Source organism: Mesorhizobium sp. M7A.F.Ca.ET.027.03.2.1 (assembly GCF_003999175.1).
GTDB lineage: Bacteria > Pseudomonadota > Alphaproteobacteria > Rhizobiales > Rhizobiaceae > Mesorhizobium.
This window is the reverse complement of record NZ_RZOM01000028.1, coordinates 1-14544: the sequence shown is the minus strand read 5'-3', so window position 1 is coordinate 14544 and position 14544 is coordinate 1. Positions and strand designations below refer to the sequence as shown.

General features: G+C 64.1%; 13 protein-coding genes and 1 pseudogene. 7 read left to right on the top strand and 7 right to left on the bottom strand.

Annotated elements, in window-relative coordinates; translation table 11 throughout:
* From EN750_RS02730 to EN750_RS02720, 3 genes are all read left to right on the top strand, one after another.
* Positions 1-1020, top strand: a 1020-nt coding sequence (locus EN750_RS02730; protein WP_127395565.1) for an ABC transporter permease subunit, incomplete at its 5' end; no start/stop codon positions are given.
* Entirely contained in the window at positions 1013-1795 is a 783-nt protein-coding gene (gene thiQ / locus EN750_RS02725; RefSeq protein ID WP_127395564.1) for a thiamine ABC transporter ATP-binding protein, read from the top strand. The genes EN750_RS02730 and thiQ, both read left to right, overlap by 8 nt.
* A gap of 257 nt (positions 1796-2052) precedes the next feature.
* Positions 2053-3522, top strand: coding sequence for a M48 family metalloprotease (locus EN750_RS02720; RefSeq protein WP_127267258.1), 1470 nt, complete (start codon positions 2053-2055; stop codon positions 3520-3522).
* 24 nt (positions 3523-3546) lie between these two features.
* Here the strand turns inward: EN750_RS02720 and EN750_RS02715 are convergent, their stop codons facing one another.
* A complete protein-coding gene (locus EN750_RS02715) occupies positions 3547-4410 on the bottom strand; it encodes an RNA polymerase factor sigma-32 (RefSeq protein ID WP_023814301.1) in 864 nt (287 codons plus the stop codon).
* A 323-nt stretch (positions 4411-4733) separates the two neighbouring features.
* Here EN750_RS02715 and EN750_RS02710 point away from each other — a divergent pair, with 323 nt between their 5' ends.
* From EN750_RS02710 to EN750_RS02700, 3 genes are all read left to right on the top strand, one after another.
* Positions 4734-5507, top strand: coding sequence for an amino acid ABC transporter substrate-binding protein (locus EN750_RS02710; RefSeq protein ID WP_127267251.1), 774 nt, complete (start codon positions 4734-4736; stop codon positions 5505-5507).
* Between the two features lie 138 nt (positions 5508-5645).
* A complete protein-coding gene (locus EN750_RS02705) occupies positions 5646-6326 on the top strand; it encodes an amino acid ABC transporter permease (protein ID WP_127267252.1) in 681 nt (226 codons plus the stop codon).
* Positions 6323-7093, top strand: coding sequence for an amino acid ABC transporter ATP-binding protein (locus tag EN750_RS02700; RefSeq protein ID WP_127267253.1), 771 nt, complete (start codon positions 6323-6325; stop codon positions 7091-7093). Before EN750_RS02705 ends, EN750_RS02700 begins: the two co-directional genes overlap by 4 nt.
* A gap of 182 nt (positions 7094-7275) precedes the next feature.
* Here the strand turns inward: EN750_RS02700 and EN750_RS02695 are convergent, their stop codons facing one another.
* On the bottom strand, positions 7276-7893 hold the full coding sequence (locus EN750_RS02695; protein ID WP_127395563.1) for a LysE family translocator: 618 nt from the start codon (positions 7891-7893) through the stop codon (positions 7276-7278).
* A 144-nt stretch (positions 7894-8037) separates the two neighbouring features.
* On the bottom strand, positions 8038-8697 hold the full coding sequence (locus tag EN750_RS02690) for a response regulator transcription factor (RefSeq protein WP_127395562.1): 660 nt from the start codon (positions 8695-8697) through the stop codon (positions 8038-8040).
* Positions 8698-8825: 128 nt separating this feature from the next.
* On the opposite strand from EN750_RS02690, the gene EN750_RS02685 reads away from it, so the two are divergent.
* Positions 8826-10595: an ATP-binding protein gene (locus EN750_RS02685; protein ID WP_127395561.1), complete on the top strand. Its 1770-nt coding sequence runs from the start codon at positions 8826-8828 to the stop codon at positions 10593-10595.
* Between the two features lie 175 nt (positions 10596-10770).
* On the opposite strand, the gene EN750_RS02680 is transcribed toward EN750_RS02685, so the two are convergent.
* The 4 genes and pseudogenes from EN750_RS02680 to EN750_RS02665 form a co-directional block, all read right to left on the bottom strand.
* The gene (locus tag EN750_RS02680) at positions 10771-11352 is read right to left on the bottom strand and encodes a CarD family transcriptional regulator (protein ID WP_013529179.1); all 582 of its coding nucleotides are present in this window, start codon (positions 11350-11352) and stop codon (positions 10771-10773) included.
* A gap of 367 nt (positions 11353-11719) precedes the next feature.
* On the bottom strand, positions 11720-12058 hold the full coding sequence (fdxA, locus tag EN750_RS02675) for a ferredoxin FdxA (protein ID WP_013529180.1): 339 nt from the start codon (positions 12056-12058) through the stop codon (positions 11720-11722).
* Between the two features lie 234 nt (positions 12059-12292).
* Positions 12293-12679 (bottom strand): RNA-binding S4 domain-containing protein, encoded by a 387-nt coding sequence (locus EN750_RS02670; protein WP_023814308.1) that lies wholly within the window; start codon positions 12677-12679, stop codon positions 12293-12295.
* Between the two features lie 16 nt (positions 12680-12695).
* Positions 12696-14544 (bottom strand): annotated as a pseudogene (locus EN750_RS02665) (helicase); the annotation flags it as partial.

Sequence of the window (14544 nt, the reverse complement as noted above, 5' to 3'; positions counted from 1 at the left end):
GTGTTCATGCTCTGCATCACATCCTTCACGATCGTGCTGACGCTCGGCGGCGGGCCGGCCGCGACGACGCTGGAGGTCGGCATCTACCAGGCCCTGCGCTTCGATTTCGATCCCGCGCGGGCCGTTACACTGACGCTGTTGCAGATCGCCCTGACCTTTATCGTTGTGCTGGCCCTGACGCGCCTGGGCGCCAATGTGGTCGGCGACACCAATTTGCCGGTCGCGCAACGCCGCTATATCTCGGTGAATCGGAGCGAGACCTGGTTGAACGCGCTAGTCATCATCCTGGCGCTGCTGTTGGTCGTTGGGCCGATGGCGGCAACCGTGATGGCCGGGTTGGGTGCGGATCTCGGCCGTTTGGCCAGCGAGGCCACTGTCCGGCAGGCAACGCTGACCAGCGCGGCGCTCGCCTTCCTGTCGGCACTGCTCTCGGTGATGCTGTCGCTGGCGCTGACCATGGCGCGGCGGGCACTGGCGCTGAACCGCCGTGCCGGCGCAAAGACACTGCTCGAACGCGCCGCCGATACAGGCGCCGGCTTTGTTCTTGTCGTGCCGCCGATCGTCGTCGGCGCCGGCTGGTTCCTGTTGCTGCGCCATGCCGGCGATGTCTTTGCCATCGCCCCGGTCATGGTCGTCACCGTCAACGCGGTGATGGCGATGCCGTTCGCCCTGCGCGCCGTGCGTCCCGCCTATGATGCGGCGAGCGAGCGTCACGAACGGCTCTGCGCACAGCTCGGCATTGCGGGCTGGAACCGGCTGATACTGGTCGACTGGCCGTCGCTGCGGCGCCCGCTCGCCACGGCCTTCGCTTTCGCCATGGCGCTGTCGCTGGGCGATCTCGGTGTCATTGCCCTGTTCGGCAGTGATTCCGTGCAGACATTGCCCTACCTTCTTCTGGCTCGGATGGGCAGCTACCGCACCGAGGATGCCGCCGGCCTGGCACTCCTGCTCGGCCTCGTCTGTCTCGCGTTGATCGTGGCGGCGCACTGGCTGGGAAGGGAGAAGGTCCGGGATGCGTGACGGGGCGGCCAGCAGGCTTGAAAAGGGCGCATCGGTGCGGCTGGACAAGGTGTCGTTCAGTTATGGTGAGGTGCCACTTGTCTTCGACGTCGAGTTCGCCACGGCGAAGATCACCGCCATCATGGGTCCGAGCGGTTCGGGCAAGTCGACGCTGCTCAATCTGGTCGCCGGCTTCGAGACCCCACAATCGGGCCGCGTGCTGATCGGCGGGGCCGATGTCAGCGCCGAGCCGGCCTCGGCGCGGCCGGTGTCGATGGTGTTCCAGGAGAACAATCTCTTCGCGCATCTTTCCGTCGAGCAGAATGTCGGGCTCGGTCGCTCGCCCTCCCTGGGACTGACCGAGGCGGACCGCGCCGCGGTCGCCGAGGCGCTTGCGCGCACCGGTCTCGCGGGCAAGGAGAAACGCCTGCCGCGCGAGCTCTCCGGGGGCGAACGCCAGCGCGTCGCACTGGCCCGCGTGCTGGTGCGCGACCGACCGGTGTTGCTGCTCGACGAGCCATTCGCTTCGCTCGGACCCGCTTTGCGCGACGAGATGCTGAATCTGGTTGCTGCCGTTCATGCCGAACGCGCCATGACGGTGCTATTTGTCACCCACCAGCCCGAGGATGCACGCCGCATCGGCGAGCACATGGTGTTTGTCGACAATGGGTTGGTGGCCGCAACCGGCAAGGCTGATGATTTCTTTACCGGGGCTGGTCCGGAGGCGTTCCGGCGCTATATCGGCGCGGGTGCTGGATATTCCACATCACGCGATGTTGCCCGGAAGCGGACATAATTTACGGTCAAACCGGCTCCAGGCGATGTGGCGTTTGCTTGCCATGACCGGGGGAGTGTGGCTAGGTCGCCCTACCGGTCCGGCACAGGCCGTGATTTGCCTGCAGTATCCGCCGCCCGCCCTAAGGGACGGGCAACGGATGCTGCAGCAGTTTGAGATAGCGCATGACGCGTTCCGAAGATCGCCCCCGATTTTCGTGGTCATGCGCCGGGACCCGAAAGGAAGCCGTTCTGGCGATCGGCGCTAACACATTGGGAATGAAACCGCTGGCGCGTTTTCTCGCGCTGGCCGGTTTTGCCGTGGCGTTGGCAAGCTGCCAGATGTTCACGCCGCCGGAAGTTCAGGAATCCGGCTTCCAGCCTTCCGACAAGCCGATCACAGTGGACAATGTCGGCGCCAACAACAAGCTCGCCGAATTGGCCAAGGCGCAGCACCCGCGCATCCTGGCGACTTACGGCGGTGAATATTCCGACCCCAAGCTCGAGCGAATGGTCGCCAAGGTGGTCGGTAGTTTGACGGTGGTGTCCGCCAACCCGACACAGACCTATCGCATCACCATTCTAAATTCGCCCAACGTCAACGCATTCGCGCTGCCGGGCGGTTATCTCTACATCACCCGCGGCCTCCTGGCGCTGGCCAATGATTCGGCCGAGCTTGCCGCTGTAATCGCGCATGAGATGGGCCACGTCACCGCCAATCACGGCCTGCAGCGCCAACAGCTCGAGGCAGAGGAAGGCCTAGCGACAAAGGTGGTCTCCGATGTGCTCGGCGACAGCCCGACCGCCAAGGCGGCGTTGATCCGCGGCAAGCTGAGGCTGGCGCAATTTTCGCGCAACCAGGAGCTGGAAGCCGACGCCATCGGCATCAAGTCGATCGGCGAGGCCGGCTACGATCCTTTCGCCGCAGGCCGCTTCCTTCAATCGATGTCGGCCTATACCGATTTCCGCTCGATCAGCGGCGCCACCGACGCCAGCCTGGACTTCCTGGCCACGCACCCCAACACGCCGCAGCGCATCGATCTGGCGCAGCGCCATGCCCGCCAGTTCGGCGCGCCGGGCGTCGGCACGCGCGACCGCGATTCCTTCCTCGCCGGCATAGACGGCCTGCTGTATGGCGACACGCCCGAGGAAGGCTATGTGCGCGGCGAAACCTTCCTGCACCCGGGCCTTGGTGTGTCGTTCACGGTGCCGGACGGCTTCATCATCGACAATTCGGCGGCAGCGGTGACGGCCACCGGCCCCGGCGACATAGCGATCCGTTTCGATGGCGTTTCCATCGACAAGAACCGGGCGCTGACGGACTATATCCGCAGCGGCTGGGTGGCTGGTCTCGTCGACAGTAGCGTCAAGCAGGAAACCATCAACGGCAATGAGGCGGCGACCGCGCATGCCGGCGCCGAAGGCTGGCAATTCGACATAGCGGTGATCCGCGCTGGCGGCCAGGTCTACCGGCTGCTGACCGCGGCCCCTTCCGCCAGCACGTCTCTGGACACGATCGCCCGTTCGGTAAGCGGCTCGTTCCGGATACTGAGTGCTGCCGAAAAGGCGGCGCTGAAGCCGCTGCACATCCGCGTCGTCACCGTCCAGCCTGGGCAGACGATGGGTTCACTTTCGGCGCAGATGGTCGGCGTCGACCGCAAGCTCGACCTGTTCCGCGTCCTCAACGCGCTGTCGCCCGGTGCCGCGGTTTCGGCCGGCGACAAGGTCAAGATCGTCACCGACAAGTAGGCGCCGCTGGACGCCTGCCGCCGTTCAGGCGGCAGTCGCCATGAACTCCGGATTCTGCTTCACCAATGCGACCTTGAGCTTTTCCATGGCGCGGGCCTCGATCTGGCGGACGCGTTCCTTGGAGATGCCGAGGGTTTCGCCGAGCGCTTCGAGTGTCGCGCCCTCGTCGTTCAGCCGCCGTTCCTCGATGATCCTAAGCTCCCGTGCGTTGAGCGCGCGAAGCGCCTCCCTCAGCCAGAGCGAGCGGCGCGCGACATCGATCTTGTCGCCGACGATCTCGTCGGGCAGCGGATCGTCCGAAATCAGGAAATCCATGCGCTCGGTCGAACCCGCATCGTCGGCAATAGGCATGTTGAGCGAGGAGTCGGGCGCCGAGAGCCGCGAATCCATCATCGCCACATCGGCTTCGGAGACGCCAAGCGCCTCCGACACTTCGCGATAGAGCGTGGCGTTGGAGAGCGGCTCCGTGCCATTCGCCAACCGCGCGCGCAGGCGTCGCAGGTTGAAGAACAGCGCCTTCTGAGCCGAGCTGGTGCCACCACGCACGATAGACCAGTTGCGCAGGATATAGTCCTGCATCGAGGCGCGGATCCACCATGTCGCATAGGTCGAGAACCGCACCTCGCGCTCCGGCTCGAAGCGGGCGGCGGCCTCGAGCAATCCGACATGACCCTCCTGGACCAGATCGCCGAGCGGCAGGCCGTAATGGCGGAACTTGGAGGCCATGGAAATGACCAGCCGCATATGGGCGACGGTGATTGAGTGCAGCGCGTTCTGGTCGTTGTCCTCTTTCCAGAGCAATGCAAGCCGATGCTCTTCGTCACGCTCGAGGTAGGGAGCCTTCATTGCCGCGCGGACCATGATCCGTCCTGCCGTGTCTTCCATCATGAGGCGCTCCCTGGGTGGTGCGGATGACTTTGCAAACTTGGCTGCCGCCCGGGTTGAAATGCCGGCGTCGTGCCCTAGAACAGCCAGAACTGCCATGCGCGGGAAAGGTTCCGCGACCGCAGCGGCGCGATTGTGTTGCCTGAAGGATTCTCAGGAGGTCCGAGATGGCTGCGATCACGAGTGGAAAAGCGCCGTTTAGAGAATATGGTTTCATAACCCCGCCGTTTTTGAAATCCTGTTCCTTATTTTTTCGGCTTGCATCTGTCAGTTTCCAGCGCTCACAAATATGCCGGCCAGCCGGCCAAGGACGGGATCACAGAAAAATGAAATGGCTCAAGTCGCTCATTATCGCCGGAACGCTGCAGGCCCTGGCTGTCGCTTCAGGTCATGCCGGCCCCAATCTCGACCAGATCAAGCACGCCGGTGTCATCAAGATCGGCACGGAAGGCACCTATGCGCCGTTCACCTACCATGACACGTCCGGTGCACTGGTCGGCTTCGACGTCGAAATTGCCAAGGCGATTGCCGAGAAGCTTGGTGTCCAGGCCGAGTTCCTCGAAGGCAAGTGGGATGGACTGATCGCCGGCCTCGACGCCAATCGCTACGACGCCGTCATCAATCAGGTCGGCATCACCGATGCCCGCAAAGCCAAGTACGACTTCTCCGATCCCTACATCGCCTCCAAGGCGGTGCTGATCGTGCGCGGCGACAACACCGACATCAAGAGCTTCGCCGATCTCAAGGGCAAGAAGTCGGCGCAGTCGCTGACCTCGAATTTCGGCAAGCTGGCCGAAACGAACGGCGCCGAGCTGGTCGGCACCGATGGCTTCGACCAGTCGATCCAGCTGCTTCTGACCGGCCGCGCCGACGCCACGATCAATGACAGCCTGTCGTTCCTCGACTTCAAGAAGCACAAGCCCGACGCCAATGTGAAGATTGCCGCGCAAGAGGAAAACGCCGACTATTCCGGCGTTATCGTGCGCAAGGGCGATCCGGAGCTGGTCGCCGCGATCAACAAGGCGCTGGCCGACATCAAGGCCGACGGCACCTATAAGAAGATCGCCGACACCTATTTCGGCCAGGATGTTTCGAAGTAATCCATGAGGCGAGCCGCTCCGCGGCCATGAGACACATAGAGCGGCGAGCCGTCTTTGACGGCCCGCCGCTTTTGTCGTGATATGGCAGACGCATTCTCGCCTTGACCAAGCTGCTTCGACCAATCTGGAGGGTCATACGTGCCGCACTGGCTGCAACTGATGCTGGAGTCGCTGCCTTCGCTCCTGTGGGCGGCGCTGATCTTCACCGTGCCGCTGACGCTGTTGTCCTTCGCCTTGGGGCTGGCCGTTGGGTTGGGTGCAGCACTTGCCCGGCTGTTCGGCCCCAAGCCGCTGGTCGCGCTTGTGCGCTTCTATGTCTGGATCTTCCGGGGTACGCCACTTTTGGTGCAGCTGTTCCTCATCTTCTACGGCCTGCCGTCGGTCGGCATCCTGCTCGACGCCTTCACGGCGGCGTTGATCGGATTCACGCTCAACATCGGCGCCTACACGTCGGAAATCATCCGCGCGGCAATAGGCTCGGTGCCGAAAGGCCAGTGGGAAGCCGCCTATTCGATCGGCATGACCTGGGGCCAGGCGATGCGGCGCACCATTCTGCCGCAAGCCGGCCGGGTCGCGGTGCCGCCGCTCTCCAACACCTTCATCTCGCTGGTCAAGGACACGTCGCTGGCCGCCGCCATCACCGTGCCGGAGATGTTCCAGGCGGCGCAGCGCATCGTCGCCACCACCTATGAGCCGCTGATCCTCTATGTCGAGGCGGCGATCCTCTATTTGGCGCTGAGTTCGGTGCTGTCGGCCTTGCAGACGCGGTTGGAGACCCGGCTCAACCGCTATGGCGGCTTCCTGGAGGCGCGCTCATGATCGGCCTCAGCAACATCGAAAAGCGCTTCGGCGACAATCTCGTGTTGAAGGGCGTGACGGTCACCATTGCCGAAGGCAGCGTCACGGCGCTGGTCGGTCCGTCGGGCGGGGGAAAGAGCACCCTGCTGCGCTGTATCAACCTCCTGGAGATCCCGACCTCGGGCACGGTGCGCATTGGCGACGAGACGCTCGAATTCCACCCCGGCGGCAGGGTTCCGGCCAGGGATATCCAGCGCCTGCGGCTGCAGACTGGCATGGTGTTCCAGAACTTCCAGCTGTTTCCGCATCGCACTGCGATCGAGAACGTCATGGAAGGGCTGGTGACGGTGTTGAAATGGTCGCCTGAGAGGGCACGCGAGCGGGCACTGGCTCTGCTGGAGAAGGTCGGGATGGTGCACAAGGCAGACGCCTGGCCAGCGACGCTGTCGGGCGGCCAACAACAGCGCGTGGCGATCGCCCGCGCTTTGGCGCCGTCGCCGAAAGTGCTGCTCTGCGACGAGCCGACCTCGGCGCTCGACCCGGAACTGGCGCAAGAGGTGGTCGAGGTGCTTGGCAAGCTCGCCAGCGAAGGCACGACCATGGTGATGGCGACGCATGATCTGCGCCTCGCCTCCAAGATCGCCCAGGAAGTGGTGTTCCTCGATGCCGGCGTCGTCGTCGAGAAGGGGCCGGCCGCGGTGCTGTTCAACAATCCGCAGCAGCAACGGACGAAGCGGTTCATCGCAACGCTGAAGCAGGAGGCTGAGAAGGAAGGCGGCGGCGCGTAAGAGCGCGGCCCAGAGTGTGTTGAATTCGGGTGATGGCCCAAAAGGGGCGCCGGTTTCCGGGATATCTTGCCGTGCGCGAGCAGGCCGTCAGCCGCCCTCCGGCATACTGGCCCTTGCTGCCGGCAGCCGCTAAAATTTCACCGTCGGCTCTCCCCTGACGCCGCGGCTTTTCATTTGCAGGTTCAGATATGATGGCTTACGAGCGCCACGCCAAGTCCGATGAGGATCGAACCGCATGTCTTGGGGATCACCCATCCGGCGCCGCCGCCAGTGAACCGGCCAACGGCGAGCGAGGCGATGCCGACCGCCGCCAGGTCGGGCATCGAGAAGATAAGATTGACGACGATGCCGAGGATGAGGAATTGCAACCCTACGGCAATGGCGGCTGACGGATCCACGAACTGCGGCAGGAAGGTCAGGAAGAACAGTGCTGTCTTGGGATTGAGGATCTCGACGACCATGCTGTCGCGGAATGTGTTCGGGGCCGGTCTGGCACCGTCCTCGCCCATCCGGTTCCAGCCCAGGAACATGGCAAGGCCTAGCGAAATGAGATATGTGGCGCCCGCCAATCGGATCATCGAGAAAGCGATCGGCGCGTGTTCCATCAGTGCGGCGAGTCCGACCGCCGCAGCCAGGATGTGCACGTAACAGCCGAGATGAACACCCAGTGCCGCCATCAATCCCGCCTGACGGCCATGGGCCAGCGTCTGCGCGGTCATGTAGAGAATCGCCGGCCCTGGCATGCAGGCGAAGGCGAGCGTTGCGAGGGCGAACGGAATCCAAAGATCCAGCGACGGCATGACGGCTCCTCCCATGTGATCAAGCCGTGGGAGGAGTAGGCTGGGGGTCAGGCCGAAAACATACGGCAGATGCCGTATTTGGATCGTGATCGGGCTTGGCTAATCTGCCGATGGTTAAGGGGACGTTGCCGAGCGGCTGCGATGTCAGCCGGCGGGCAATCCCAGATGAACCGCGTAGGCGGTCAGTTCGGCGGTGTTGTGGAGATTGAGCTTGCCCATCAGGTTTTCGCGATGCTTGCGAGCGGTCGGCAGGCTGATACCCAGCCGTTCGGCGATGTCGCGCGTGATCATGCCTTGCGCCACCAGTTGAAGGATCTGCCGTTCGCGCCGCGTCAGCGGCACCGGGGAGAGGATTTCCTGTGCGGCTATCGGCTCGCTGCCCCTGCCCATATCGCTGACGGCGAAGCGAACGGTTTTCGCCAGATAGGTGCCCCCCTTCTTGACCGCTTCGATGGCGGCGCCGAGTTCCTCGGGATCGCCGTCCTTGGTCAGGTAGGCGCTGGCGCCGGCACTGAGCGCGGCGCGCACCGTCCTCGGCTCGATATTGGCCGTCAGCACCACGATGCGCAGGTGTGGCGCCAAGGTCCTGATGGTGGCGATGAACTGCATCCCGGCGACACCTGGCATGCCGAGGTCGAGGATCAAAAGGTCGGCGCGCGTGCTTCGCAGCTGGCCAAGCAGCGCCTCGCCATCCGCAGCCTCGGCGACGACCGAGACATTGTCCATCGCCGAGATGAGCAGCTTCAGCCCCTCGCGCACGATGGCATGGTCGTCGGCGAGTATGGCGGTGAGCGGGCGATTCATCAGGGCACCATCCAGGACTGCAGCGGCGTATATGGATCGATCGCCAACTTATGCGAAACAGGTTGCCGGTAGATCAACGGTACCGGGGAAGACCGCCCGGAGAATACTTGGGGCAATTGGGGGATTCGATGCAGGAAGACAAGATACGCCAGGCCCTGATCGAACTCCTGTATCGCAATTCCTACGGCGTGGTCATCTCCAACATCGTGATCTCGATGGCGGCGGTCTATGTGCTGAGAACGGCCGTTTCCACCAATTGGCTGATCGGCTGGCTGGCGGCGCTGTATCTGCTGACGGCTATCCGGGTGCTGGCGTCGCGCCGTTTTTTCAGCCGCGCCCGGGATCGCCACTCGATCTTGCGCTGGGCATGGCTGGCGACGGCGTTTTCCTGCATGTCAGGCCTTCTGTGGGGTGTGCTTGGCTGGGTCGGATTCATGCCCGAGGCGCCGATCGTGCTGTCCTTCACGGTCATCGTCCTGACTGGTCTCGTCTGCGGCACCGTGCCGTCTCTGTCGGCCTTTCCGCCGGCGCTGGTTGGTTCCATCCTGGCAACGGTGGTGCCGGTCGCCCTGCGCTGCCTGACCACCCAAAGCGATATTTCCGGCGCCTTCCTGTTCCTGCTCGCGTCGCTGGTGGCGATCAATTTCTACTACTGCCGTATCACCTACCGCATGCTGCGCGAAACCGTCAGCCTGCGACTGGAGAACGAAACGCTGGTCGAGCATCTGCAAGAGGAACGCGACAGGGCGCAGACCGCCGACCGTGCCAAGACGCGTTTTCTGGCGGCGGCGAGTCACGATCTGCGCCAACCGATCCATGCCCTGAGCCTGCTGGTCTCGACGCTTGCCGTTTTGGGGCAGCGCGGCGACGTACCCTCCGGCGAGGCGCGCGACCTGGCCAGCCGGGCGAAATCGGTTGTCAGCAACTTCAGTGGGCTGCTCAACGCTTTGCTCGATATCTCCCGGCTCGATGCGGGCATCGTCACGGTCGCGAGCGAGGCGGTGCCGCTGCGCGACCTCTTTGGTGATCTTCGCAATGAATTCGCCGCCGAGGCGAAGCAGCGCGGACTTACGTGGCGCGTGGTCGACAGCGACATCTACGTCGACAGCGACCCGATGATGCTGAAGCGCATCCTCAACAACCTGGTGTCGAATGCCCTTCGCTACACCAAGCAAGGTGGTGTCCTGCTGGGCTGTCGCCGGCGCGGCGCATGTGTGGAGATACAAGTCCTCGACAGCGGCCCCGGCATCCCCGCCGATCAGCAGGGGATGGTCTTCGAGGAGTTCGTGCAGTTGCAGAACCCGGCGCGGGACCGCACGCAAGGCCTGGGACTCGGGCTCGCCATCGTTCGTCGCACCGCCGAACTGTTGGGGCACCCCCTGAAATTAGCTTCGACACCAGGACGCGGTTCCCTGTTTTCCATCACCGTCGCGAAGGCCGGCGCGGTGCAGGCTCGCTCAGAGGTCGACACGACATCGCCGGCCAGCAGTGCCGCCGGCATCATGGTGGTCGAGGATGAGGGCGACGTTCTCGATGCCATGGTGCGCTTGCTCAGCCTGGAAGGACATCGTGTCTATCCCGGCCGCTCCGCCGCAGAGGCACGGAAGGCCCATGCGGCGGCGCTGGCTGCCGGCGATGCGCCGGTCGACCTGATCATCGCAGACTACCGTCTCGAGAATGACACCACCGGCACCGACGCGATCCGTGCGCTTCACGCCCATATCGGCCGCGTTGTCCCGACCATCATCATCACCGGCGATACCTCGCCTTCGCGCCTCAAGGAGATCAGCGCCAGCGGCAGCCGCATCCTGCACAAGCCGATCGCCGACGAGGAATTGCGCGAAACCATTGCTGCGGTCTGCTTTGCAGGCAAGGCGACAAGTGGGGACACACGTTAAACGAAAACGCGCGCTGGACGGCACCACGGTTCGGCGCGCCGGCAAGCCGTGATGCAGCACGCTGGCGCGCGGTGCATCTTCAACATCGAAGCTGCCGCCCAAAAGCAAAAGAGGCCCCGGTCAAACCGGAGCCTCCAATCGTTTCAGGCAGGATCTATCGAAAAGGCGAGAAGGATCAGGCAGCTTCTTCCTGCTCGGCCTCTTCATTGTCGGCCTTGGCGCCCCGCTTAGGGCCCTTGTTGAGGTTGACCTCGATCAAGCGCACGGCTTCGGTTTCCGACATGCGGTTGACGGCCGCGATCTCGCGGGCCATGCGGTCGAGCGCCGCCTCATAGAGCTGGCGCTCGGAATAGGACTGCTCCGGCTGGTTGTCGGCGCGGTAGAGGTCGCGCACGACTTCCGAGATCGAGATCAGGTCGCCCGAATTGATCTTCGCATCATATTCCTGGGCGCGGCGCGACCACATGGTGCGCTTGACACGGGCGCGGCCCTGCACGACCTTCAGCGCGCGCTCGACATAATCCTCCTCCGACAGCTTGCGCATGCCGATGGAGGTCGCCTTGGCGACCGGCACCTTCAGGCGCATCTTGTCCTTCGAAAAGTCGATGACGAACAGTTCCAGCTTGTGTCCAGCAACTTCCTGCTCGTCGATCGAGACGATCTGGCCGACGCCGTGCGCCGGGTAGACGATGTACTCGCCGGTCTTGAAACCGTGACGCGCAGCGGTGGACTTCTTCTGCGGGGTGATCGTTGCCATTACGCCCTGAACTCCTTGTTGTGGCACCGGCGTCCTGCCGGTCCGAACTCGCGCGATCGGGGAAGCCGATCGTTAGCCGCACAACAGATGAACCCATCGGAAAAGCCGGACCGGCAAACCGCAACATCGCGACCGCCTGGCCCAGATCGCTCTGGTCCGAATGGGATTTTCACCTTTCAGTGATTTGGGGCGTCTGCGCCATAAATCGACGTTGTGTCACCGGCATGTTTCGCTGATGTAACACAAAAAGTCGGAAGAATCAAGGTTTTGCTGCATACGCGAAGGCCACAGGTCAGCGCCGGCTGTCAAGCCGGTTAATGTGACGTGCCTCTTACCCAGCGTAATACCGGCCTTTGCGGCCGTGTTGTCAATCGCCTTCGCCGGGCTCGGCCGAGAAGTATTTCTCAAACTTGCCGGCCTCGCCGTCGAAGGATTTGGCGTCTGCCGGCGGTTCCTTCTTGGCGGTGATGTTGGGCCATTTCTCGGCGTATTCGGTGTTGACCTGCAGCCATTTGTCGAGGCCGGGTTCGGTGTCCGGCTTGATTGCGTCGGCCGGGCATTCCGGCTCGCAAACGCCGCAGTCGATGCACTCGTCGGGGTGGATGACGAGCATGTTCTCGCCTTCGTAGAAACAGTCGACCGGACAGACTTCGATGCAGTCCATGTATTTGCATTTGATGCAATTGTCGGTCACGACATAGGTCATCGGTCGGCTCCGGGACGTCCCATTTTGTTGGGCTTTTTCCGTCAGGTAACGCCTTTGTCGACCGCTTGCAAGGGTAGCCATTGCGGACGGTGCCGGTGTTTCCGGAATGGAATTCCAGACTGCAGGCCCGGCGGAAGTCAGTCATGTCCCGCAGAGCGTCTGTTTGCCGGGCTCAGTTCTCGCCTCAGGCGTGCCGTTGTCCCAGAACCACTGCGTGTTTTTGGACGCCAGGCATCAATCTTCGCCGAGCAATCGGTCGGTCTGGCGACGTTCCTTCTTGGTCGGGCGGCCGCTGCCGGCCTCGCGCAGCCCCGGAATTGCATCGGGAGGGGCTTCGCCCTTCGGTGCGGGCGGTGGCGACATATCCTCGTAGAGCGTCCGGGCCTCCTCGGCCGGGCCGCGCCGTGCACCGGCACCAAGCACCTTCCAGATGAAGATGCGGCGTTCGAGCGTGATGGTCAGGACGTCGCCTGGCTTGACTTGGTCGGAGGCCTGCGCTGCTTTGTCGCGATTGATGCGGACGCGGCCGGCGACGACCAACTTCGCCGCCAGCGAGCGCGATTTCACGGCGCGGGAGAAGAACAGCCATTTGTCGATGCGCTGGCGGCCTTCGGCAACCATCGAAGCGAGCCGGGTTCTACTTCTTCAGCTGGTCGCGGAGAGCGGCGAGCTTGGCGAAGGGCGAATCCGGATCGAAACGCACCGGGCGCTCCTCGCGCGGCTTCGGCTGGAAGGCCGGCTTGCCGCCTTGCGGGCCACCTTTGCCATCCGGCCTGCCACCCTTCCAGTCGGGACGGCCTTCGCGGCGGTCGGGACGTTCGCCCTGCGGCCTGCCATCACGTCGCTGTTCGCCTTCGGCCTGCGGCTTGGGCTTGAATTTCGAGCGGTCGAAGCGCGGCTTGCCGGCTCCATCGCGACGGCCTTCATGGGCCGGACGTTCGCCGGGTGCAGCGGCGGCGGCCGGTGCGCCGGCGGCATCCGCAGGCGCATCGCTTCGGCCGCGCGCTTGTCCGTTGCGTGGGCGATTGTTCCGGCGGTTGTCATCGCGGTTGCGCGGCCGCTGTTCGAAGCGGCCCTGCCGCCACAACAGGATGGGTTTTGGCCCTTCGGCTTCCGGAGCGGGTTCGCCGACGGCTGCTTCAGTCACCGCCACAGGTTCGTCCGGCGCGGCGTCCGTTGCCGGCGCGGCATTTGCCGCCAGCTCGGGCGTTGCGGCTTCTTCTGCCGCTGCAACTTCGATCTCGGCAGTCTCAGTCTCTGCCTGCGGTTCAACCGGCGCCGGTTCGGCGACGTCGGCCGCAGCCTCGGCTACAGGCGCTTCGTCTTGCACGGTTTCGACTGGAGCGTCCGCCTGTTCTTCCACGGCTGGCGCAGCAGGTTCCGCCGCGGCGTCGGAGGTGATTTCGGCGGGAATTTCGACCGTGGTTTCCGAAACGGCCACTGCGTCCGATGCCGGCTCCGACCCTTCGACGGCTGCCTCTGCTGCGGCATCCGTTGCCGCGGCTTCCGCCGCTTTGGCCTGCTCGGCTCGTGCAGCTTCTTCCGTCGCCAGTTTCGCCACCGCCGCTTCGCGGGCGGCGTTGTCCTGCGCTTCGAGCCGCGCCTTGACCTCGACGGCCGGCTTAGGCTCGGCACGGTAGCCGAGACCCTTGAGAATTTCTTCCATGTCGTCGGCGGTGGCGCCGAGGATCGACATCATCGGCGGCGTCACCATGAAGGACTGGCCGTCATAGGCGCCGTCCGGGCGCTGGCCGAGGCCGGGCTTCCAGTTGGTCGCCGGACGGATCAGATCCGCCAGCCGTTCCAGTATGTCGATGCGCACGGCGCGACGGCCGAGATTGCGGTAGCCGGCAAGCTTATAGAACGTCTTGTCGAAAGCAGGGTCGATCACCACCGAGGTGCGACCCGAGGCGAGCGCATGGACCACGTCGCCAAAGCCCGGCTTGTCCTTGCCGTCGTTCTTCAGCGCCCATAGCAATGTCACCAGCCCGGCAGGCGCCGGCTTGATCAGCGCCGGCACGAAGACATGGTAGGCGCCGAAGCGCACACCAAGCCGGCGAAGTGCGGCGCGGCCTTCCTGGTCGAGCGACTTCATCTCCTCGGCGATGTCGCGGCGGTTGATGAGGCCGAAATTCTCGACCAGCTGGAAGGCGATGCCGCGGCCGATGCCGGAAATCTGGTCGGCGTTCCTGAGGTCGACCAGCGGCTTCAGCAGCGACTCGATCTGGAAATTGACGAATCGCTCGGCACGCGCGGCGACCTTGTCGCGCGCCGGGCCGGTCAGCTGCTCGTCGGCCAGCAGCACCAGCCGCGGCTTCAGCGCGTCTTCGCCTGATACAAGCGTGCCGATCGGCGCGCCGATCCAGCGCAGCGTGCCGTCCGAGCCGAGCGCGATGTCGCCATTGGCCGAGGCGCCGAAGCGTTCGGCGCGCGATTCGAACTCGGCGGCCAGCGCCTTCTGGGCAGCGGTGCGCACCGCCTTGGCG

What these genes read in the sequence shown, in the direction of transcription:
- thiQ (WP_127395564.1), top strand. Translation starts at nt 1,013, where the DNA reads ATGCGTGACGGGGCGGCCAGCAGGCTTGAAAAGGGCGCATCGGTGCGG.
- EN750_RS02720 (WP_127267258.1), top strand. Translation starts at nt 2,053, where the DNA reads ATGAAACCGCTGGCGCGTTTTCTCGCGCTGGCCGGTTTTGCCGTGGCG.
- EN750_RS02715 (WP_023814301.1), bottom strand. Translation starts at nt 4,410, where the DNA reads ATGATGGAAGACACGGCAGGACGGATCATGGTCCGCGCGGCAATGAAG.
- EN750_RS02710 (WP_127267251.1), top strand. Translation starts at nt 4,734, where the DNA reads ATGAAATGGCTCAAGTCGCTCATTATCGCCGGAACGCTGCAGGCCCTG.
- EN750_RS02700 (WP_127267253.1), top strand. Translation starts at nt 6,323, where the DNA reads ATGATCGGCCTCAGCAACATCGAAAAGCGCTTCGGCGACAATCTCGTG.
- EN750_RS02695 (WP_127395563.1), bottom strand. Translation starts at nt 7,893, where the DNA reads ATGCCGTCGCTGGATCTTTGGATTCCGTTCGCCCTCGCAACGCTCGCC.
- EN750_RS02690 (WP_127395562.1), bottom strand. Translation starts at nt 8,697, where the DNA reads ATGAATCGCCCGCTCACCGCCATACTCGCCGACGACCATGCCATCGTG.
- EN750_RS02685 (WP_127395561.1), top strand. Translation starts at nt 8,826, where the DNA reads ATGCAGGAAGACAAGATACGCCAGGCCCTGATCGAACTCCTGTATCGC.
- EN750_RS02680 (WP_013529179.1), bottom strand. Translation starts at nt 11,352, where the DNA reads ATGGCAACGATCACCCCGCAGAAGAAGTCCACCGCTGCGCGTCACGGT.
- fdxA (WP_013529180.1), bottom strand. Translation starts at nt 12,058, where the DNA reads ATGACCTATGTCGTGACCGACAATTGCATCAAATGCAAATACATGGAC.
- EN750_RS02670 (WP_023814308.1), bottom strand. Translation starts at nt 12,679, where the DNA reads ATGGTTGCCGAAGGCCGCCAGCGCATCGACAAATGGCTGTTCTTCTCC.